The organism is Enterocloster clostridioformis (assembly GCF_020297485.1).
Taxonomy (GTDB): Bacteria; Bacillota; Clostridia; order Lachnospirales; family Lachnospiraceae; genus Enterocloster; species Enterocloster clostridioformis.
Genome location: NZ_JAIWZC010000001.1, coordinates 290,115 through 311,003, shown reverse-complemented (window position 1 = coordinate 311,003; position 20,889 = coordinate 290,115). Strand labels below are relative to the sequence as shown.

Below are 20,889 nucleotides of genomic sequence, written 5' to 3'. Positions count from 1 at the left end.
TGTCATTCATAAAATATTTAAAATCTGACCAAAGATTAGTCGTTGCCGTACAGTGCAACCAGCTTCTCTAAGTAAGCGTAACGCTCCTTAGCCTCTGCCTCGTTACGTGCAAACAGCTCGGCTGCTCTCTCAGGATTCTTCATAGCCAGGGACATGTAACGAACCTCGCCCTTTAAGAAGTCCTGATATGTCTCAAGCTTAGGAGCCTTGGAATCCAGGGTGAACTTCTTCTCAGCTGCCGGGTTGTAGCGGAAGTTGTTCCAGTAGCCGCACTCTACAGCCAGCTTCTCCTCTGTCTGAGCCTTGTCCATGCCCTTCTTGATACCATGGTTGATACATGGAGCGTATGCAATAATCAGAGATGGTCCCGGATAAGCCTCTGCCTCGGCAATTGCCTTAACAGTCTGAGCCATATCAGCGCCCATACAAATCTGTGCAACGTACACATAACCATAGCTCATGGCAATGCTGGCCAGGTCTTTCTTCTTAACGTCCTTACCGCCTGCAGCGAACTGTGCAACAGCACCTGTCTTGGTAGCCTTGGAGGACTGGCCGCCTGTATTGGAGTAAACCTCAGTATCGTATACCATGATGTTGATGTCCTTACCGGATGCCAGTACGTGGTCTACGCCGCCGAAACCGATATCGTAAGCCCATCCGTCACCGCCGAATACCCACTGGGACTTCTTAGCCAGGAAATCTTTATTCTTAACAATGTCTCTGCAGACATCGCAGTCAACGCCGTCCAGAGCTGCAACCAGCTTATCGGCAGCAGTGCCGTTCAGAGCGCCGATGCCAAATGTATCGAGCCATTCCTTGCAGGCTGCCTTCATCTCGTCAGTAGCCTTCTCGTTAGCCATTACGCTCTCAACCTTAGCCTTTAAGCCGTCTCTGATTGCGTTCTGAGCCAGTAACATACCGTAACCAAACTCAGCGTTATCCTCAAACAGGGAGTTGTCCCATGCAGGACCCTGTCCCTTGGCATTTACGGTGTAAGGTGTGGATGGTGAGGAGTTGCCCCAGATAGAAGAGCATCCTGTTGCGTTGGCAATGTACATCCTGTCACCAAACAGCTGGGTGATTAGTTTTGCGTAAGGAGTCTCGCCGCATCCTGCGCAAGCGCCGGAGAATTCAAGCAGAGGCTGTCTGAACTGGCTGCCCTTAACGGTGTTCTCTTTGAACTTAGCCAGAACTTCTTCCTTGATAGGCAGGGACTGGCCAAAGTCAAAGATGGCCTGCTGGCCAAGGTTAGCCTCAAGGCTTTCCATAACCAGAGCCTTGTTGCCCTTCATGCCTGGGCATACATTTGCACAGGAACCGCATCCCGTACAATCCAGTGCGGAGATGGTTATGGCAAACTTGTAGCCGGCCATACCTGTCATATCCTTCATCTTCATGTCCGCAGGTGCCTTAGCAGCCTCGTCAGCGGTCATGGCAACCGGACGGATTACAGCGTGAGGACATACATACGCACAGAAGTTACACTGGATACAGTTGTCCGGATTCCATACAGGAACCTTAACAGCGATGCCGCGCTTCTCATATGCGGAGGTACCGGATGGTGTGGAACCATCTGCGTATTCTGTAAATGCGGATACGGGCAGGGAGTTACCTTCCTGAGCGCTTACCTTTGTCTGAATGTTGTTGACGAAGTCAACTACATCCTTTCTTCCCTGGGTTACAACTGCATAGTCAAGACCTTCGTCTTCACAGTTCTTCCAGCTCTCCGGAACCTCTACCTTGTGCATGCCCTTAGCGCCTGCGTCGATAGCTGCCCAGTTCTTCTGAACAACGTCCTCGCCCTTGCGGCCGTAGGTTGCCTTTGCAGCAGCCTTCATCAGCTCATTTGCCTTCTCAGCAGGAATGATGCCGGTCAGCTCGAAGAACGCGGACTGAAGGATGGTGTTGATACGTGTTGGGCCCATGCCTGTCTCAATACCAATCTTTACACCGTCGATGGTGTAGAAGTTGATGTTGTGGTCAGCGATGAACTTCTTAACCTGTCCTGGAAGATGCTTCTCAAGACCTTCCATATCCCATGGGCAGTTTAACAGGAATGTACCGCCGTCAACCAGCTCCTGAACCATGTTGTACTTGCGTACATATGCGGGATTGTGGCAGGCAACGAAGTTAGCTGTACGGATTAAATAGGTAGACTTGATTGGGCTGTGTCCGAAACGCAGGTGGGACATGGTAACGCCGCCTGACTTCTTGGAGTCATAATCAAAGTATGCCTGTGCATACATGTCTGTATTGTCACCGATGATCTTGATGGAGTTCTTGTTTGCACCAACCGTACCGTCAGCGCCCAGCCCCCAGAACTTACAGTTTGTGGTTCCCTCAGGAGTGGTAACCAAAGGAGCTCCAATCTCTAAGGACAGGTTTGTAACGTCATCCACGATACCTACGGTAAATGGGGACTTGGTTGTATTCCCGTAAACTGCCACGATCTGAGCAGGTGTGGTATCCTTGGAACCTAAGCCGTAACGTCCGGTTAAAACCTTAACCTGGTCAAACTTGCTTCCCTTAAGGGCGGCAACAACATCCAGGTACAGAGGCTCGCCGATGGCGCCCGGCTCTTTTGTTCTGTCTAATACGGAGATAACCTTAACAGTATCAGGAATGGCGTCAATCAGGGCCTGTACGCAGAATGGTCTGTACAGACGAACCTTAACAACACCAACCTTCTGTCCCTGCTTCATCATGTAGTCGATGGTCTCCTCAATGGTGTCATTGACAGAACCCATGGAGATGATGATGTGCTCGGCATCAGCAGCGCCGTAGTAGTTGAACAGCTTATAGTCAGTACCAATCTTGGCATTAACCTTGTCCATATATTCCTGAACGATTGCAGGAAGGGCATCATAGTACGGGTTGCAGGCTTCTCTTGCCTGGAAGAAGATATCCGGGTTCTGAGCGGAGCCTCTCTGGCATGGATGATTTGGATTCAGTGCATGCTTGCGGAAAGCATCTACAGCGTCCATGTCAACCATTTCCTTAAGATCCTCATAATCCCAGGTTTCAATTTTCTGAATCTCATGGGATGTACGGAAACCGTCGAAGAAGTTGATGAATGGAACCTTGCCCTTGATGGATGCCATATGTGCAACAACAGTCAGGTCCATTACTTCCTGTACACTGGACTCGCACAGCATGGCGCATCCGGTCTGACGGCACGCGTAAACGTCGGAATGGTCACCGAAAATAGATAATGCATGGCTAGCAAGAGCACGTGCGGATACGTTGAATACGCCTGGCAGCTGCTCGCCCGCGATTTTATAAAGATTAGGGATCATCAGTAACAGACCCTGTGACGCTGTGTAGGTGGTGGTCAGAGCACCTGCTGCCAGAGAACCATGTACAGCACCTGCTGCACCAGCCTCAGACTGCATCTCTGTAATCTGTACTTCACGACCGAAGATATTGGTTCTTCCGTCTGTTGCCCATTCGTCTGTGGCTTCAGCCATAGGTGAGGATGGGGTAATCGGATAGATAGCCGCTACATCAGTAAATGCATATGACGCATGTGCTGCTGCATGGTTACCATCCATGGTTTTCATTTTTCTTGCCATTTTGATTTCCTCCTACAAATAGTGAATATGTAATGGTATACATGTGAGTCTGCCCTGGATCCGGGCATGTATAAACATGCTTCAACCCTATGCAGACTGACCTGTCTACTATTATAGCAATTATTTAACAAATTGCAAATGCTTAATCGAAATTACGCCAAAAAATACAATGTCAAATTTTAAAAATGTATAAAATGCAGCAAAAAAAAGAGAAACCAATGATTCGGGTTTCTCTTTTTCTGTCTGCTTTTTTATTCCGGTTTCAGCGGTGCAATCACCGGATTATCCCCGCCCGGTCCGGCTGCCCCGTTCTCAGACGGCTGTGGTACCTGGGAGGGATTTGGCGCCGTCCCAGGCGCTGTGGTGGGCGCTGCCGGCTGGGTCACTGTGCCGGGTCCATTCTCCTGTGAACCGTTCCCGGAAGGTATGGAGGTTGCCTCATCACCCGGAATATAGCCGTCCGGCATTCCGTCAATGATTGGCGGTGTTGTCTCTGTGGAAAGGGTAGTCTCCTCAGGCGCCAGCACCACGCCGGTGGTGTTGCGGCGGATAACAGGGGCATGGCCTTTGTATGTGGTCTTATGGTCCTGTTCCCTGGAAATTTCCTTTCCGTCTTTATATACCACCTTGTAGGTAATCCATCTGCTTCCCTTGCTGCCTGCGCTCTTCTGAATCTCCACACCCGGCTCAAGGGTCTGGTCCTCCTCATAAGCAGGCGCCGGCGGATCCAGTTCCTCCACTTTCTCGGATACCAAATCCAGCTTGGTTCCCTCCTCCAGAATGGGAATTCCATAAATGGAAACCGTCATCTTCTGGTCCGCGTAGCTGGCCTTGATGCCGATGGATGTGCTGGAGGTGTTCTTGAAGCGGAAATCCGGCTGTTCCCAGCTCACCGTTGCATCCTGGCCCGGCGTGATATAGTTGGGCTCAAATGTATGGGAGCGTCTGAAGGTAATGCTCTCCTCCCCCAGACCTGACCTGTATACTGCATTGTACAGGGTGGTGGATACCTGGCATACGCCTCCGCCGATTTCCTGTACTACCTCTCCGTTGTTATAGGCGGCTGCTCCCTGGTAGCCCTTTGCTTCTGTCCTCTGTCCCACCACTGCGTTAAAGGAGAATTCCTCTCCCGGATGCACAACCGTACCGTTCAGCGCCTCCGCAGACAGCCTGATGTTGGTGTTTCGGGCCTTATTGGCTGTGGTCTTTGTGGTGAAGGTGCTTATGGTCTTATATTTTTCCTTGGCAGCCGCGGCGCTGATATCCGGCGCCGTCTCACTTCCCGTGGCTGTGATGGAAGCGTCGAACTTCTTATCCTTCAGGGCCTTCAGTATGTCTGCCGCCAGCTTCTCCTGGTCAATGGCAAAACCATGTTCTTCCCCTGCAAACACAAAAGTGCCCTTTTCCTTGTCGTAGCTGTCAATGGAACCGTTTTTGGCCTTTTTATTCCACTTGGCGGCACAGCTTTCCGCCTCCTTGGCAGCCGCCTCCTCCAGTCCGTCCATGCTCAGAGTATAACTCTCGGCCGGCTCCTGGCTGTAGATTTCCTCCAGCAGCGCATCCACCTTTTCCGCCGCTAAATTCGTCACATTATATGTATCTCCGTCATAGGTGACCGTCATGCTCCAGGGATATTCCTTCAGGATCGCATTTCTGGCCTGGTTCTTGGACATGCCGGTGATGGCGATTCCATCCACCTTGACTTCCTTCATCATCTCTGTCCCGGTTGTCTCTTCCGTGCTGTCTACCGGTTCGCTTCCCCCGGCGCCCTTAAACTTCATGGCCAGTGATATGCACGCAATAAGGATAATAAGGATAACTCCGGCTATGGCAATCTTCTTATAATCCGGCCCCTTCTTTCTCCTGTGAGGGCTGTTGCGCCTGGCTGTCTGGGCCGCGTTCATCCTGCCGGCCTGTCCTCCTGAACGGTAGGAATAGGAACTCCTTGAACCGCTGCCCGACGAACTGCTTCTGCCTGTATTTCTGGACGCTGCGCGTCCCGTGCCTTTATCTGACCCCCTGCCGCGGCTTCTGCCTGCTGAGGAGCTTCTTCTGTTCTGATTGTTCTCTAACTGATTCATTCTATTCACCTGTCATCTCTGCCTATAAATTTATTCACAGATTGTAGTATAACATACTTTATGTAAAATGGAACCGTCTTTTTTGTTTTTTTCAGCCCAATTTTACTTATTGTGAATTTCATGTTACTATATATAAAGTAAGTATTATTAAATTATTAAAAATCAATTACAAGCCTTTTCGAGGTTTTTACATCTTATAATTTGGAGGTCGCATCATGTCTTACGTTGATTTACACGTCCACTCAAATGCATCCGATGGCACCCTGTCACCTGAACAGGTGGTGCATCTGGCCCATGAGGCCGGACTTTCAGCCATCGCGCTTACAGACCACGATACCACGGCCGGAGTTGACGTGGCCATGGAGGCCGGAACAAAGCTGGGGCTGGAGGTGGTGCCCGGCATCGAGGTGTCCAGCAGCTTTAAGGACCACGAAATTCATATACTTGGACTTTTCGTGGACACGGATTCCCCCTCTCTGCAGGCCGCGCTGAAGGAATTCCGCCAGCACAGAGACCAGCGCAACCAGGAGATGCTGAAACGCTTTGATGCCCACGGCATCCACCTTACCGCCGAAGAACTGTGCGCCGGGAATCCCGACACGGTCATCACCAGGGCACATGTGGCAAGAGCCCTTCTGGCAAAGGGTCTGGGGCCTGATTTGGACCATATTTTCAAGAAATATCTGAAGTACGGAGGCACATACTGCCCGCCCAAGGAATTTCTGCCCCCGGAGGCAGTCATGGAAGCGCTCTTAGACAGCCATGCCTTTGTGGCCCTGGCCCATCCCCTCCAGTATAAGCTGGGGGACAGGGACACGCAGGAGCTCATCGCCTATCTGGCCGGCCTGGGCATGAAAGGCCTGGAGGTATATCACTCCTCCCACAACCGCCTGGAAAGCGCCAAGCTCCAGGAAATGGCTGCGCGCCACCATCTTCTCCCCACAGGCGGCTCCGATTTTCACGGCAGCAATAAACCAGATATTTCCATAGGGACAGGACGGGGCGGCCTGCGGGTCTCCTCCCTGCTGTTAGATGCGATAAAAAACACCCTTTAATCCCTTTTTTTTTATGAAAGTTCATAATTGCCCTTCCCCTTTCGTTCTGCTATAATCATATATGTTAAAAAATTAACCAGCCTTTTCCATTTCGGGAAAAAGCTTACAAACACAGGAGGATATGCCATGAAGATTCAGAATATCACAGACGTAGAAAAGTTTTTCTCTGTCATTGACCAGTGCAAGGGAACCGTGGAGCTTGTATCTCCGGAAGGCGACCGCATCAATCTGAAATCCAAATTAGCCCAGTATCTGTCTATGGCCACCATCTTCTCCAACGGATATATCAAGGAATTAGACCTGGTTGCTCATGAGAAGGAAGACATCGAGCGTTTAATCAAATATATGTATCAGGGAGAATAAGCCTAAGAGAATAAGCCCCAAACAGGCAGGAATACAGGCAAAGGCAAAGCCCGGAACCATTTGACAGGTTCCGGGCCGTTTTATTATTCCAAGTCTTTATTCCTGATGCTCCTGGTCCCCATTTTCCTCACTGACCGCCACGCATACAGGCTCACAGGCAGACTCTCCCCTGCCCTTTCTTCTTAAACGGGCATTGACTCCATCCCTTAAAAGCGCGTACAGAACGGAACACAGCGGAATGAATATGAGCATTCCCACAATTCCCATCATGCTTCCGCCCACGGTTACGGCCACCAGCACCCATATGGATGGGAGTCCCACGGAATTCCCCACCACATAGGGGTATATCAGGTTTCCTTCAATCTGCTGCAATACAAAGAAGGTAATCGTAAAAACCAGGGCATCCATGGGATTTACCATGAGCATCAGGAACACGCCCACTGCCAGTCCCACAAACGCGCCGAATATGGGTATCAGAGCCGTAAATGCAATCAGCACCCCAATCAGCAGCGCATAGGGCAGACGGATGACGGTCAGCGCCACAAAAAACATGGTTCCCAGGATCACGGCCTCCACGCACTGTCCTGTAAGGAAATTGGAGAAGGTGCGTTCCGTAAGGGCCATGATATCCAGTATCCGCCCTACAGCCGGTTCCGGCAGAAATGCCGCCAGCACCTTCTTCATCTGCCGCCCCAGCGTCTCCTTCTGCAGAAGAATATAAATGGCAAAGATAAATCCTATCAGGAATGAGGACACGCCGCTGACAATGGAAACAGCTGCCGAAAAGGTGGTGTTCAGCATGGTTCCCGCCCCGCTCTTTAAAAACGCGACCATGTTCTGAAACACTTCCTGCCAGTCCACTTCCATCTGGTTCATATATTCCAGTATCTGGGGATTGCTGGCAAAGACGCGTTCCGCCTCATCGCGTACCCCCGCAAAAAACACAGGGATACTGCTTTGAAGATTCAAAAAAGTCTTTACCAGCTGAGGCGCCACCACAAAGATGACCAAAAACAGGCCCCCTGTAACCAGGAGGATGGTCACCACCAGGCTGACAGGCCGTCTCAGCCTGCTGCCCTCTCCAAACACGGGCAAATGCCTCTCGATATTGCGCATGGGTACGTTCAGTATGAAGGCAATGGCCGCCCCCAGAATAAAGGGCCAGACAATGTGCATCAGTCCGGCCGCCACATCCACCAGACGTCTGTAATTGATTCCCGCAACCACAACCACCACGGTAAAGACAATAAGTCCTCTGATTTTTTTTATTGTATCGCTATTTAATTCCATCATACCATCCTTTATCATTCTGTCTCTTCCCGGAAGGCTGCCTCAATGGCTTCCCGTCCCGCCCGGAAGGTCCCCTGGGCCATGAGGCTGCTGCCCCCGCCCCTGCCGCTCAGGCGGCTGTTCAGGGCTTTGCTGAGAGCGCGCATGTCCATCCGGCTGCTGCCCAGGGCATAGTGATATTCGCCGTCCCTGTCATTTCTGGAACACACGGCAGCCACCCCGGCCCTGTTCTCTTCATAGAGAAGGGTGGCATACTGGCGGACCTGAACAGGTGTTAAATCCTCCTCAAATACAATGAGGGGGTCTGTGCTTTCCGGGAACTGTCCTGCCTTCAGGGCCACCAGGCTGCTTCCCAGCTTTCCAATCAGGAAATCCCTGTCCTGGCAATCATTTTTAAGCTTTTCCACTGCGTCCGGCACCTGGATGAGCTTGGCTGACAGCAGGTTGGATATCCTGATTTCATCCTTCAGCCTGTCCCTGTAATCCAACAGGGCCCTGCGGCCGCACAGCATGGACAGGCGGACGCCGCCCTTGTAATGAATCATGCTTCTTATCTTAATAATGCCCACTTCTCCGGTGTTTTCTACATGTGTGCCGCAGCAAGCGCACACATCCCCTCCAGGCACCTCCACAATACGTACCAGACCGGACAGTTCCTTTTTGCTTCTGTACTCCATGGTCCTGAGTTCTTCCTCAGTGGGATAAAGAACCTTCACAGGGACATTGGCATAGACCAGCTGGTTGGCCTCGTCCTCCAGCCGGTCCAGATCCTCCGGCTCAATGACGCCGTTAAAGTCCACCGTCACCTCCTCGGTCCCCATGTGAAAGCCCACATTATCGTAACCAAAGTGTCTGTGCACCAGACCGGACAAAATATGCTCCCCGGTGTGCAGCTGCATGTTGTCATACCGCCTCTGCCAGTCTATGATTCCCTCTGCCAGCGTCCCCTCCTCTATGGGCTGCGCCAGTTCATGGATCACCTTCTCCCCCCTCTCATGGACGGACAGCACGGGAATCCCGTTTAAAGTTCCTGTATCATAGGGCTGTCCTCCTCCTTCCGGATAAAAACCAGTCTGGTTCAGGATCACCAGCCAGGTTCCCTTCCCGCTTTCCTCACAGTGTTCCACCGTGCACATAAACGATTTTACATAGGGTGTCTGGTAATATAATCTGCTTTTGTCCATTCTCAAAGCCTCTTTTCCTTTTCATCTGCCGGACCATGTTTTTCCTATCTTTGTCAGAAAACGGTCCGCGCAGTATCATGCCTGCCGACATTATACTATATATCCCTGCCTTGTACCAACAAAAATTTACTAAATTTTATCAAATTGTGGAAACATGAGCAAGCAGGGCTTCATATGATACAGTGTAATTAAACTTTATATGGAGGAATTAACATGAGTGATGTAGCAGCAACAAACTGCAGTTGTGACTGTGGATGCGGATGTGGAACAGGAGGCAGCGGATGCGGATGCAATATCATCTGGCTTATCCTGATTCTGTGCTGCTGTGGCGGCGGTGGCTTCGGACATAACGACTGCGGTGGCGGTTGTGGCTGTGGGTGCGGCTGTGGAGGAGGATGCGGAGATATTATCTGGCTCATCTTAATCCTGTGCTGCTGTGGCGGCGGTGGCGGTGGCTTCTGCTGCTAATTTCCACCTCTAAGAAATCCTTCACCAAAGAATCGAAGGAACAGGGAGTGCTTCACCACTCCCTGTTTTTTCTTGCGGGGAAGCCGGGCTTACTTGCCGGCCTCACCTGTCTCCCGGGGCGAAAAAGGGCTTTTCGTACCCCGGTTCTTACCCCCATACCCCTTTCTTCCCTGTCTCTGTTTTAAGCATTCCTCATCTATTTCATATACTGCATTTCCATCTATAATCAAACGGCTGTACATGGATTTCACTCTCCTTCCATACTTATAATATATGCAGTGTCCAGGCTTTGGCTCATTGTGCCGGAAAATAAGTGGCATGCAACAGGCTCCTCCTGCATAAATTGGAAGCAAAGAAAGAAAAGGCTGGTGGAAATACATGAATCCATCTGATGACTATAAACTAACCGACCTGGACTATCTCATAGGCGACCACCATCTGCAAATGATCAAGGCCTCCCTCCCCTACCTGGGCGTTCCCGAACAAAAGGCCATCTCCCTGTTTGTCAAAGCTCAGGAACTGAGAAAAACAATGGAGCTTTTTGAGACTGAGGAGGTAGCATCCATGGGCATCTGCTCCCTGGACCGTCCCCAGGGCAAAGGCTCCCTGCGCGACCTGCTGAAGGCCATACGTCCATATGGGAATCCCATGGAGCAGGATATAATTGACATGGCCGAAACCCTGATGGAAGGCCAGACTCCCATGGAGCAGCTGCGCAGGTTCCTGACGCCGGAGCAGCAATCCCGTTTTGAGACCATGGAAATGATATTCACTGCCATGCAGGCCATGGCCTGATACGGCCAATCACTGAACCCCATTACAGAAAGGACTACATAATTATGGATAACAGCTGGAAACAGGACCCCAGGCTCAAGGCCATGAACAAAGATAAACTGGCCATGCTCACTGAATTTGCGGAGCGGATCGAACATTCAGACAAAAACAACCTGATGGAGGTATTCATGACCATTAACATGGAAGCCAGGCAAAAGGGCGTACAGTTTAACGACAGGGAGACAGACCTTCTGGTCAACATCCTCAGTTCCAGGATGCCTCCCTCTGAGAAAAAGAAAATTGATTTATTAAAAATGCTTTCCAAAAAAATGGCAGGGCCGCGCTGATGGCGCCCCTGCCTCTGCCTTATGGAATCATTTTAACGTGAGTCATTTTACCCTGAATCATTTTAACCGTTCCAAATCCGGCGCAATCACAATCTTAGTGCGCTCTGTGGCTGACTGTACCAGCTCCTTTGCCCTTTCCTGGGGCAGGCGGATACAGCCCGCGGAGCCATTATCCCTGGATGCGGTAAAACAGTGAAGAAAGATGGCAGATCCCTTTCCGGGCTCACATGCCTCATTATAATTCAATGCCAGGGCATAATTATAGTATGGGGAGGCAGACGCCATGTTCTCTGCGGAATTCCAGTTCTTTGCAACCTGTGATGTATTGACCAGCTTGTTATAATAGGGACTGGCTGAATCATCCACCCAGTAATCGCCTTTTGCGATCTTATGGTAGGGCAGGATGCTGCCCGGATTTTCCCTGAGCCCAAAGGCCATGGTAAATCCATATGTACCGGAAGGCGTGCTGCCGTCTCCTTCTGCCTTCTGGTCCGTAATGCCGTTTCTGCCTACGATGCCGGCCTCCTTCCAGGCCATCTCCCATGCTTCCCCTGACTTCTTATAATAATATACATCCGCGCCGCAGCCGCCGGTGCCCACTACCACCACCAGCTGGTCCGCATCCTTTGCTCCTTCCAGATTCTGGGGCTGTATGATTCCGTTCTCCACTGCCGCTCCCTTTTCCTCAGGCTCTGCTTCCGAAACAGCCATTACTCCCGGCCCCTGCTCCTTAGGGTCAGGGGCTGTACCCGCGCCTGTGCTGCCGGCAGCCATGGCCGTAAGACTTCCCGCTGCCATCATGACGCCTGTCAGAACCAGCGCCGCCGCTGCCCTGCCTAATACTCTTCTTTCATGTCTCATCGCCGTCACCTCAATATCGTGTTTTGTCCATTTCCTATTATAACCTGCAATAACAGGAAATGTTATTTCTTTTTTCTTACATTTCCCGGAATGGAAACAGCCGGGAACTCCTGCGTAAAAATGCCTGCCCAGCCCATGTGTTACCGGCTGCGCAGGCATTTTGTCATCCCGCGGATATGCGGAATCTGATTTATTTACACACAATATTGATAATCTTTCCCGGCACGTAAATTTCCTTCACCACATTGCCGGTCATCTTCTCCTTCACCGCTTCCCTGCCCGCGGCAATGGCATCTTCCTTGGAACTGTCCGCACTGATGCTGATGACGGCGCGTGTCTTTCCGTTAATCTGGACAGCCACTTCGATCTCATCGTCCTTCATGGCCTCCTCATCGCATTCCGGCCACTGTGCATGGAATACGCTGTCGGTACCGCCTAACTGCTGCCACAGCTCCTCTCCGATATGTGGGGCAAAGGGTGCCAGAAGTATCACGAAGGTCTTAAGGGTCTCCTTATCAATTCCGCCTTCCTTCCTGGCCAGCTCTATCAGTTTATTGTTATACTCCATGAAACCGGAAATCACGGTGTTGAGGCTGAACTGGTTAAAGCGGTATTCAATGTCATATACCAGCTTATGACGCAGCTTTATCATTTCCTTGGACGCCTTCACATCCTTATCCTTGTTGTCCATCACCAGGTTCCAGAAACGGTTCAGGAAGCGGGATACGCCCTCGATGCCCCGGTCATCCCACTCCGCATCCAGCTCCGGCGGTCCCACGAACAGCTCGTAAAGCCTTAAGGAATCGCAGCCGTAATCCCTCACCAAATCGTCGGGAGAAACCACATTTCCCTTGGATTTGCTCATTTTAATGCCGTTCTTGCCGGTAATCATACCCTGGTTAAACAGCTTCTTGAAAGGCTCGTCAAAGTCAATGGCGCCGATATCGCACAGGAACTTGGTGTAGAAACGTGAATACAGCAGATGAAGCACCGCGTGTTCCACGCCGCCGATATACATATCCACCGGAAGATACTTGTCTGCCTTTTCCCTGGATACCAGATCTTCCTTGTTGTGGCTGTCCACATAGCGCAGGAAGTACCAGGAGGAACCAGCCCACTGGGGCATGGTATTTGTCTCTCTCTTGGCGGGAGCGCCGCAGACAGGACAGGTGGTGTTGACCCATTCGTCAATGGCGGCCAGAGGTGACTCGCCGGTTCCTGTGGGCTGGTAGCTATCCACCTCGGGAAGCTTTAACGGCAGCTGGTCCTCAGGCACAGGCACGCAGCCGCACTTGGGGCAATGGATGATGGGGATAGGCTCGCCCCAGTAACGCTGGCGTGAGAATACCCAGTCCCTCAGCTTATAGTTGACCGTCTTATGGCCAAAGCCCTTTTCCTCAATCATGTAAGGCGCTTCCTTTTTAAGGACAGCAGACTCTAAGCCGTTCCAATCCCCGGAATTAATCATGATGCCGTTTGCCTCTGTATATGCCTCAGTCATGTTCTCGATTTCCTTGCCGTCCTTTGCGATTACCTGTACAATAGGCAGGCCGAACTTCCTGGCAAACTCAAAGTCCCTGTCATCGTGGGCAGGCACGCACATGATGGCGCCCGTACCGTAATCAGCCAGCACATAATCAGACAGCCAGATAGGTGTCTTTGCGCCGTTTAGAGGATTGATTGCATAGCTTCCGGTAAACACGCCGGTCTTTTCCTTTGCCTGCATACGGTCTACATTGGAACGCATGGATGAATCGAAAATGTACTTCTCCACTGCTTCCCTTGTCTCATCGGTTGCCAGGCTCTTAGCCAGAGCATGCTCCGGAGCCAGTACCATGAAGGTGGCTCCGTAAAGGGTGTCCGGCCTGGTGGTGTATACGGTAATCTTCTCCTCACGCCCGTCAATGGGGAAATCCACCTCCGCGCCGTATGACTTGCCGATCCAGTCAGTCTGCATCTTCTTGACCTTCTCAGGCCAGTCAAGCTTATCCAGGTCATTTAACAGGCGCTCTGCGTAAGCAGTAATCTTAAGCATCCACTGGCGCAGATTCTTCTTGGTAACCGTGGTGCCGCAGCGCTCGCAGCATCCGTTGACCACTTCCTCGTTTGCCAGTCCGGTCTTACAGGAAGGACACCAGTTAATGGGGAATTCCTTCTCATAGGCCAGCCCCTTTTTGAACATCTGGACAAAAATCCACTGGGTCCATTTATAGAAATCCGGGTCCGTGGTGTTCACTTCCATATCCCAGTCATAAATTGCCGCAATCTGTTTGATCTGGCGCTTGATATTCCTGATGTTTGCCTCCGTGGACTTAGCCGGATGAACGCCCATCTTGATAGCGTAGTTCTCAGCAGGAAGGCCGAAGGCATCCCACCCCATGGGATGAATGACATACTTGCCCTTTAAAAGCTGATACCTGCTCCAGACATCGGAAATCACATATCCTCTCCAGTGTCCTACGTGAAGGCCGCTGCCTGAGGGGTATGGGAACATATCCAGACAGTAATACTTTTCCTTCCTGCCATCATTCACATTGATGGGCTTCTCTTCCCAGTTCTCACGCCACTTTTTCTCAATGGCGCTGTGGTTGTACTGTGTTGCCATAATCTCATTCCTCCATTGGTTATCTAAGGGGATGATTCCCCTTTATCCAGACAGCATACCGCCTCCCCGTGGTTTTTGTGAAATATAAAAGCCCTGCGCCTCTACTGCTAGAGACGCAAGGCTGAAAATCCCCGCGCGGTACCACTCTGGTTCATGCTGTCTGACGCATGCGCTTAATCCTCTTATAACGGTAAGGTCTCCGTCCTGTCCTACTGGCTCCCGGTCCCCGTTTCCGGTGGTCCTTCCTCGTTGGGGCAGGCTACTCCAGGGCCAGTTCAACAACCATCCGTCACCGGCTCTCACCAGCCGCCGGCTCTCTGCATCCATCCGGTTGTCTACTCTTCCCTATCTGCGTATTTGCACTGATTCTTAATTTAACATATTTCCCAAACAGTGTCAACTGTTACCCGACAAAAAATCCCCTGCCCCTGCCGCTGTCTCTGACCAGGCTGCCTTATAAGCTGTCTTGGAGCGCTTTGTCTCCCCGGACCGTCTCACCGGCCTGGCTGCTCTGGCCCATCTTGCCGGCGTCTCATGGCGCGAGGGCTTTGCCGGTCCCAGGGTCCTGGATTCAATGAATTTCTTAACATAATTCTAACGGTCCCTTCTCTTGCCTTTCCGTTTGTCCTTATGTTAAGCTAAATTATATATGTTAACATAAATAACGGACAACAGGAGGTAATTTATTGAATCAGAAGCTAAAAGAAAAAATCACAGAATCCTTATCATCTGTGCTGCCCGTTACCTGCATTGTATTAATCCTCGGGATCACCATCACCCCCATTCCCCTGGACCCGCTGATGCTGTTTCTGGCGGGGGCAGCCTTCCTTATTATAGGGATGGGATTCTTCACCCTGGGAGTGGATATGGCCATGATGCCCATTGGAGAAAAGGTAGGCGCGCAGCTGGCCAGGGCAACGAAGCTTCCGGTCATCGTCATCGCATGTATCATCATAGGCGCCATGGTAACAGTGGCCGAACCGGACCTGCAGGTCCTGGCCAGACAGACACCGGCAGTACCTGACATGGTGCTCATCCTCACGGTAGCCGCAGGAGTCGGTTTTTTCCTGGCACTGGCATTCCTTCGCTCCCTCTTCGGCTGGAGCCTTTCCCACATCCTCCTGGTCTGCTACATCATTCTCTTCATCCTGGCCTTCTATATTCCAGGTGATTTTCTTGCTGTAGCCTTTGATTCCGGCGGTGTGACAACAGGACCTATTACGGTTCCCTTCATCATGGCCCTGGGCGTGGGACTTTCTTCCATCGGTCAGGGAAAAAACGCGGACAGCGACAGCTTTGGGCTGGTATCCCTTTGTTCCATCGGACCCATCCTCTCCGTCATGATACTGGGACTTCTGTTCCAGTCATCTTCCGGCTCCTATGAGCCCATGACCATTCCCAGCATCAGCAATTCCCAGGACCTTTGGCTGGCATTCCAGAGTGAACTCCCCCACTATGCTGCGGAAGTATTCACAGCCCTGTTCCCCATCCTGGCATTTTTCCTGCTCTTTCAGATATTTTTCCTGAATATGCGCAAACGCCAGGTGGTGAAGATTCTGGTTGGAATGCTGTATTCCTACATCGGGCTGACGCTGTTCCTTACAGGTGTAAATGTGGGCTTCATGCCCGCCGGAAGCTATCTGGGAAAACAGATGGCATCCCTTCCCTACCGCTGGATTCTGGTGCCCGTAGCCATGCTCATCGGTTATTACATCGTCAAGGCAGAGCCTGCCGTACAGGTGCTGAACAAGCAGGTGGCGGACGTGACCGGAGGAAGCATATCCGAAAAGACCATGATGACCGGACTTTCCATCGGTATGGCCCTGTCATTGGGCCTTTCCCTGTTCCGGGTCATCACAGGACTGCCTCTCATGGCCTTTCTGCTGCCAGGTTATGCCCTGGCTCTGGGGCTTTCCTTTGTGGTACCCCCGGTCTTTACCTCCATTGCATTTGACTCAGGAGGAGTCGCATCCGGCCCCATGACAGCCACCTTTCTTCTTCCGCTGTGCATGGGCGCCTGCGAGGCCCTGGGCGGCAATATCCTGACTGACGCCTTTGGCATCGTGGCCATGGTAGCCATGACTCCTCTCATCATCATCCAGCTTATCGGACTGTCCTATGAGCTGAAAACCCGCAGGGAGAAAGCTGTTTCCAGACATCCTGTGGTGGATATGAACCAGGAATTCATTAATTTAGAGGAGGAGCCTTATGAGCCATAAAAGCATACAACTGGCAGCCGCCATCGTAAACAGGGGAGCCGGAAACAGGGCGGCTTCCATATTCCATACATACAACCATGAAATACTGCTGGCAGTCAGGGGACACGGCACAGCCAGCTCGGCTGTCATGGACTGTCTGGGACTGGATGAGCCTGAGAAGGACCTGGTTCTGGGCCTTTCAAACAAATCGGACGCGGACCGCCTGCTCCATGCCCTTGGCCGGGAAATGGAATTTTACAAGCCGGGACACGGCATAGCCTTCACTCTGTCCCTTTCAGGCATCAGTCTCGCTGCCATGGACATTTTAAGCCGGCATGAAGACCAGACCGCCCCAAACAGCCACACCGCAGAACACAAGGAGGATATTTCCATGACAAATTCCCATTCCTATGAATTAATTGCTTCCGTCATCCACACCGACCTGTCCGCGCCGGTTATGGAGGCCGCCAGAAAGGCCGGCTGTCAGGGCGGCACTCTGATAAAGGCCAGGGAAATAGGTACCGATGCCGGCAAAAAGCTGTTCGGCATGACCCTTTCCCAGGAAAAAGCCATACTGCTGATCCTGACCCCTGCGGACTTAAGGATCCCCATACTAAAGGCCATATGCGAAACCGTAATGAAGGAAACCGGAGAACATGCAGTGGCAATTTCCCTGCCCGTGGATGCAGTGGAGGGACTGGCCGGCTGATGATGGCAGAAAAAACCGCTTTCTTTTTAGGATGAATCCTTTATAATAAATATTATCAAAGGAAAGCAGGTGCATCGCAATGTACATTGGTGATTTACATATCCACTCCCGCTACTCCAGGGCCACCAGCAAGGAGCTTACGCCGGAGCATCTGGACTTATGGGCGGGAAAAAAGGGAATTAACATTGTAGGTACGGGAGACTTCACCCATCCGGCCTGGAGGGCGGAGCTGGCTGAAAAGCTGGAGCCCGCCGAGCCGGGTCTTTACATGCTTAAAAAGGAATATTCCTTACAGCGCCCGGCCATACTGGGCCAGAGCAGCCCACGTTTTGTTATCAGCGGGGAAATCAGCTCCATATACAAGAAAAACGGCCGTGTGCGCAAGGTACACAGCCTTATCCTTCTGCCCGGCCTGGAAGCGGCCGAAATCCTTTCCAGGCGGCTGGAGGCCATCGGCAACATACATTCGGACGGACGCCCCATCCTGGGATTGGACTGTCACGACCTTTTGGCCATAACACTGGAGGCATGCCCGGATGCCATCTATGTTCCGGCCCACATCTGGACTCCGCATTTTTCACTGTTCGGGGCTTTTTCCGGTTTTGATACCATTGAAGAGTGCTATGAGGAGCTGACTCCCCAGATTCATGCCCTGGAGACAGGACTGTCTTCTGATCCGGCCATGAACCGGAGACTGTCAGCCCTTGATTCCTTTCAGCTCATCTCCAACTCTGACGCCCACTCTCCAGCCAAACTGGGCAGGGAGGCCAGCCTTTTTGACATCCCCATGTCCTATGCAGGGCTCTACGGCGCCATTCAGAGGGGCGAGGGCCTTAGGGGGACCATTGAATTCTTTCCTGAAGAGGGCAAATATCATTTTGACGGCCACCGGAAATGCCATCTCTGCCTCAGTCCCTCCCAGGCCAGAAAATACAACGGCATATGTCCTGTCTGCGGCAGAAAACTGACCACAGGCGTACTTCACCGGATTGAACAGCTGGCCGACCGGGACGAAGATTTCCTGCTGCCCCAGGGACGTCCATTTGAAAATCTGGTGCCCCTGGGCGAGGTCATTGCCTCCTCCGTGGGGTCCTCCCCCTCCAGCGTAAAGGTTTCCAGGCAGTATGAGCACCTGCTGGAGGAACTGGGCAATGAATTTTATATTCTGCGCCAGGCCCCGCTGGAGGACATCAGCCATGTGGCCGGAGCCCTGACAGCCGAAGGCATACGCCATCTCAGGGACGGCAAGGTCCAGTGGAGGCCCGGCTACGACGGCGAGTACGGGACCATGTGTCTGTTCCAGTCAGCAGAGCTTAACAATGTGGAGGGGCAGCTGTGCATGACGTTTGATACAGAGGAAGAGGACCTATCGGCCTATACAGCGTTATCCGGCAAAGCTGCCGGTTCCGGCAGCACATCTGGCCCATCGGCCCCCCACGGCACACCCGCCTCCCGCGAAACAGCCGTCTCAAATATCCCGACTGTTTCCATGCCTTCCTCTGCCCTGAACCAGGACCAGCAGCAGGCCGTGGAGTCCGTGTTTCCGGTAACAGCCGTCATAGCCGGTCCGGGTACAGGAAAAACAAAGACACTGGTTTCGCGTATTGAATACCTTATTGGGAATCGGGGCGTAAAACCTTCTGAGATTACAGCCGTCACCTTTACAAACAAGGCCGCGAAAGAGCTGACCCAGAGAATCCGCCAGGCGCTGCCCGGCAAGCGCAGCCTGAACCAGATGCAGGTCGGGACCTTCCACTCCCTCTGCTACCGGCTGTTAGCCCAGTCCGGAATAGAGCTGTCCCTGGCAGACCAGGGCCAGGCGGAAGAATGCGCCGGGGAAACCATAGCAGCCCTGGAACTTGCCTGCACGGTCAGGCAGTTTCTCACTGCCGTCTCTCTGCACAAGGCAGGGCTGTCCGCCCTTAAAGGCATCGAAGCCCAAATGGCCGATGGCTCCGCCGGGGAAACCGGCTTTACCCTGACACCGGAATCGGCAGCCCGGTACCAGCAGGCGCTGGACAGCAGGAAGCTTATGGACTTCGACGACCTTCTTCTCAACATGCTGCGCCTTCTCCGGCAGGAGCAGAGAGCAGAATACAGAAAGCAGCATTTTTCCTATCTGCTGGTAGATGAATTCCAGGACATCAACCCGGTCCAGTACCAGCTCATCAAGGCATGGAATAAAGGCGGACGGGAACTCTTTGTCATCGGTGACCCGGATCAGTCCATCTACGGCTTCCGGGGCTCTGACAGCCGGTGCTTCGACCGGTTGGAACAGGATTTTCCGGGAACCAGCGTCATACGGCTTACCGCCGGCTACCGCTCCACCCCGGAGATACTCTCCGCCTCCCTTTTTCTCATCTCCCGCAATCCGGGCGGTGAGCGCAGGCTTGCGGCCGTCCGTCCACATGGCGATCCGGTGCGTCTGGTGACGGCGGAAACCAGTCTGTCTGAGTCCATCTTTATTGCCAAGGAAATCAACCGCATAATCGGCGGCATCGACATGCTGGATGCCCACAGCCAGGCTCCCGGCCTGCGGGATACTGCCAGGAGCTTTTCCGACATTGCCGTCCTCTACCGCACCAATCATCAGGCCCGCCTGCTGGAGCAATGCCTGCAAAAGGAGGGAATCCCTTACGTGGTAGCAGGAAGGGAGGATTATCTGGATCATCCGGCTGTCCAGGGTACCATCTCCTTTTTCGGAGCCCTGCTTAGACAGTCCGGGATAGATGGGGACACGCTGGAGCTCTGCAGAAAGCGCATTTCCCCTTCCGCTGATTACAGAGGCCTGGAGGAACGGTTCCTGCCAAGACTAAAAAAAGACAAGCCCTGGAAGCTTTTGGAGAACTGGATTTCATGCCTGGGACTGGGTGCAGACAAGTCCATGGACACCTTTGTCTGCATGTCCTATTTTCACAAGACCATGGAGGATATGCTGAACACACTGGCCTTTGGACAGGCCCACGACCTGAAGCGAAGCGGCCAGGACTCCCGCCCCTCCGATGCAGTGACGCTCATGACCTTTCATGCCTCAAAGGGCCTGGAATTCCCGGTTGTCTTTCTCTATGGCTTAAAGCAGGGAATCCTTCCCCTTAAAACAGGAAAGGGACCTATGGATCCGTATGAGGAACGCCGTCTTATGTATGTGGGCATGACAAGGGCCAGAGACGAATTAATTCTCACCACCTCAGAGGAACCCTCCCCGTTCTTAGAGGAGCTTCCCAAAGATGCCTGCCGCGATGAAAAGGCCCAGGCACCCGGCAGCGGGATGAAGCAGCTGAGCCTCTTTGACTTCATGTAAGCTTTTGAGTACCGGGACGCCGGCTTTTCACTTCAATGCCAAAAGACCTGACGCATGCCACACAGATGGCTGCATCAGGTC

General features: G+C 52.3%; 15 protein-coding genes and 1 other annotated feature. Of the genes, 8 read left to right on the top strand and 7 right to left on the bottom strand.

The annotated features are described in order from the left end of the window. Positions 1-35: 35 nt before the first annotated feature. Both nifJ and LA360_RS01335 read right to left on the bottom strand, forming a co-directional pair. Positions 36-3,572, bottom strand: a complete 3,537-nt coding sequence (nifJ, locus tag LA360_RS01340) for a pyruvate:ferredoxin (flavodoxin) oxidoreductase (protein WP_022200354.1) — start codon at positions 3,570-3,572, stop codon at positions 36-38. A 251-nt stretch (positions 3,573-3,823) separates the two neighbouring features. Further along, on the bottom strand, positions 3,824-5,653 hold the full coding sequence (locus LA360_RS01335) for a VanW family protein (protein WP_022200355.1): 1,830 nt from the start codon (positions 5,651-5,653) through the stop codon (positions 3,824-3,826). A 215-nt stretch (positions 5,654-5,868) separates the two neighbouring features. On the opposite strand from LA360_RS01335, the gene LA360_RS01330 reads away from it, so the two are divergent. Beyond that, positions 5,869-6,708 carry a PHP domain-containing protein gene (locus tag LA360_RS01330; RefSeq protein ID WP_022200356.1) on the top strand — a complete coding sequence of 280 codons (840 nt, stop codon included), beginning with the start codon at positions 5,869-5,871 and terminating at the stop codon, positions 6,706-6,708. A 126-nt stretch (positions 6,709-6,834) separates the two neighbouring features. Next, positions 6,835-7,071: a hypothetical protein gene (locus tag LA360_RS01325; protein ID WP_002587734.1), complete on the top strand. Its 237-nt coding sequence runs from the start codon at positions 6,835-6,837 to the stop codon at positions 7,069-7,071. Between the two features lie 96 nt (positions 7,072-7,167). On the opposite strand, the gene LA360_RS01320 is transcribed toward LA360_RS01325, so the two are convergent. Next, positions 7,168-8,361, bottom strand: coding sequence for an AI-2E family transporter (locus tag LA360_RS01320; RefSeq protein WP_022200357.1), 1,194 nt, complete (start codon positions 8,359-8,361; stop codon positions 7,168-7,170). 14 nt (positions 8,362-8,375) lie between these two features. Then, positions 8,376-9,545 (bottom strand): alanyl-tRNA editing protein, encoded by a 1,170-nt coding sequence (locus LA360_RS01315; protein WP_057572601.1) that lies wholly within the window; start codon positions 9,543-9,545, stop codon positions 8,376-8,378. A 213-nt stretch (positions 9,546-9,758) separates the two neighbouring features. Here LA360_RS01315 and LA360_RS01310 point away from each other — a divergent pair, with 213 nt between their 5' ends. Then, on the top strand, positions 9,759-10,013 hold the full coding sequence (locus tag LA360_RS01310; RefSeq protein ID WP_002589210.1) for a hypothetical protein: 255 nt from the start codon (positions 9,759-9,761) through the stop codon (positions 10,011-10,013). A gap of 89 nt (positions 10,014-10,102) precedes the next feature. On the opposite strand, the gene LA360_RS01305 is transcribed toward LA360_RS01310, so the two are convergent. After that, complete coding sequence (locus LA360_RS01305) at positions 10,103-10,255, bottom strand: hypothetical protein (protein WP_170321120.1); 153 nt, start codon at positions 10,253-10,255, stop codon at positions 10,103-10,105. A gap of 136 nt (positions 10,256-10,391) precedes the next feature. On the opposite strand from LA360_RS01305, the gene LA360_RS01300 reads away from it, so the two are divergent. Both LA360_RS01300 and LA360_RS01295 read left to right on the top strand, forming a co-directional pair. Further along, positions 10,392-10,808, top strand: a complete 417-nt coding sequence (locus tag LA360_RS01300) for a hypothetical protein (RefSeq protein WP_002587730.1) — start codon at positions 10,392-10,394, stop codon at positions 10,806-10,808. 44 nt (positions 10,809-10,852) lie between these two features. Then, complete coding sequence (locus LA360_RS01295) at positions 10,853-11,134, top strand: hypothetical protein (protein WP_022200360.1); 282 nt, start codon at positions 10,853-10,855, stop codon at positions 11,132-11,134. Between the two features lie 57 nt (positions 11,135-11,191). On the opposite strand, the gene LA360_RS01290 is transcribed toward LA360_RS01295, so the two are convergent. Both LA360_RS01290 and leuS read right to left on the bottom strand, forming a co-directional pair. Further along, positions 11,192-11,995, bottom strand: coding sequence for a L,D-transpeptidase family protein (locus LA360_RS01290; protein ID WP_057572603.1), 804 nt, complete (start codon positions 11,993-11,995; stop codon positions 11,192-11,194). 190 nt (positions 11,996-12,185) lie between these two features. Further along, entirely contained in the window at positions 12,186-14,600 is a 2,415-nt protein-coding gene (gene leuS / locus LA360_RS01285) for a leucine--tRNA ligase (RefSeq protein WP_057572600.1), read from the bottom strand. 106 nt (positions 14,601-14,706) lie between these two features. Beyond that, positions 14,707-14,961, bottom strand: a binding site (T-box leader). A 325-nt stretch (positions 14,962-15,286) separates the two neighbouring features. On the opposite strand from leuS, the gene LA360_RS01280 reads away from it, so the two are divergent. The 3 genes from LA360_RS01280 (at position 15,287) to LA360_RS01270 (ending at position 20,808) form a co-directional block, all read left to right on the top strand. Then, a complete protein-coding gene (locus LA360_RS01280) occupies positions 15,287-16,819 on the top strand; it encodes a DUF1538 domain-containing protein (RefSeq protein WP_057572598.1) in 1,533 nt (510 codons plus the stop codon). After that, positions 16,809-17,507 carry a hypothetical protein gene (locus tag LA360_RS01275; RefSeq protein WP_022200364.1) on the top strand — a complete coding sequence of 233 codons (699 nt, stop codon included), beginning with the start codon at positions 16,809-16,811 and terminating at the stop codon, positions 17,505-17,507. The genes LA360_RS01280 and LA360_RS01275 overlap by 11 nt, the downstream gene beginning before the upstream one ends. Positions 17,508-17,586: 79 nt before the next feature. Continuing rightward, positions 17,587-20,808, top strand: a complete 3,222-nt coding sequence (locus LA360_RS01270) for a UvrD-helicase domain-containing protein (protein ID WP_022200365.1) — start codon at positions 17,587-17,589, stop codon at positions 20,806-20,808. The last annotated feature ends 81 nt before the right edge of the window (positions 20,809-20,889 follow it).

Bases quoted from the DNA above. Each gene is read 5' to 3' on its own strand.
- nifJ (WP_022200354.1), bottom strand. From the start codon at position 3,572: ATGGCAAGAAAAATGAAAACCATGGATGGTAACCATGCAGCAGCACAT.
- LA360_RS01335 (WP_022200355.1), bottom strand. From the start codon at position 5,653: ATGAATCAGTTAGAGAACAATCAGAACAGAAGAAGCTCCTCAGCAGGC.
- LA360_RS01330 (WP_022200356.1), top strand. From the start codon at position 5,869: ATGTCTTACGTTGATTTACACGTCCACTCAAATGCATCCGATGGCACC.
- LA360_RS01325 (WP_002587734.1), top strand. From the start codon at position 6,835: ATGAAGATTCAGAATATCACAGACGTAGAAAAGTTTTTCTCTGTCATT.
- LA360_RS01320 (WP_022200357.1), bottom strand. From the start codon at position 8,361: ATGGAATTAAATAGCGATACAATAAAAAAAATCAGAGGACTTATTGTC.
- LA360_RS01315 (WP_057572601.1), bottom strand. From the start codon at position 9,545: ATGGACAAAAGCAGATTATATTACCAGACACCCTATGTAAAATCGTTT.
- LA360_RS01310 (WP_002589210.1), top strand. From the start codon at position 9,759: ATGAGTGATGTAGCAGCAACAAACTGCAGTTGTGACTGTGGATGCGGA.
- LA360_RS01305 (WP_170321120.1), bottom strand. From the start codon at position 10,255: ATGTACAGCCGTTTGATTATAGATGGAAATGCAGTATATGAAATAGAT.
- LA360_RS01300 (WP_002587730.1), top strand. From the start codon at position 10,392: ATGAATCCATCTGATGACTATAAACTAACCGACCTGGACTATCTCATA.
- LA360_RS01295 (WP_022200360.1), top strand. From the start codon at position 10,853: ATGGATAACAGCTGGAAACAGGACCCCAGGCTCAAGGCCATGAACAAA.
- LA360_RS01290 (WP_057572603.1), bottom strand. From the start codon at position 11,995: ATGAGACATGAAAGAAGAGTATTAGGCAGGGCAGCGGCGGCGCTGGTT.
- leuS (WP_057572600.1), bottom strand. From the start codon at position 14,600: ATGGCAACACAGTACAACCACAGCGCCATTGAGAAAAAGTGGCGTGAG.
- LA360_RS01275 (WP_022200364.1), top strand. From the start codon at position 16,809: ATGAGCCATAAAAGCATACAACTGGCAGCCGCCATCGTAAACAGGGGA.
- LA360_RS01270 (WP_022200365.1), top strand. From the start codon at position 17,587: ATGTACATTGGTGATTTACATATCCACTCCCGCTACTCCAGGGCCACC.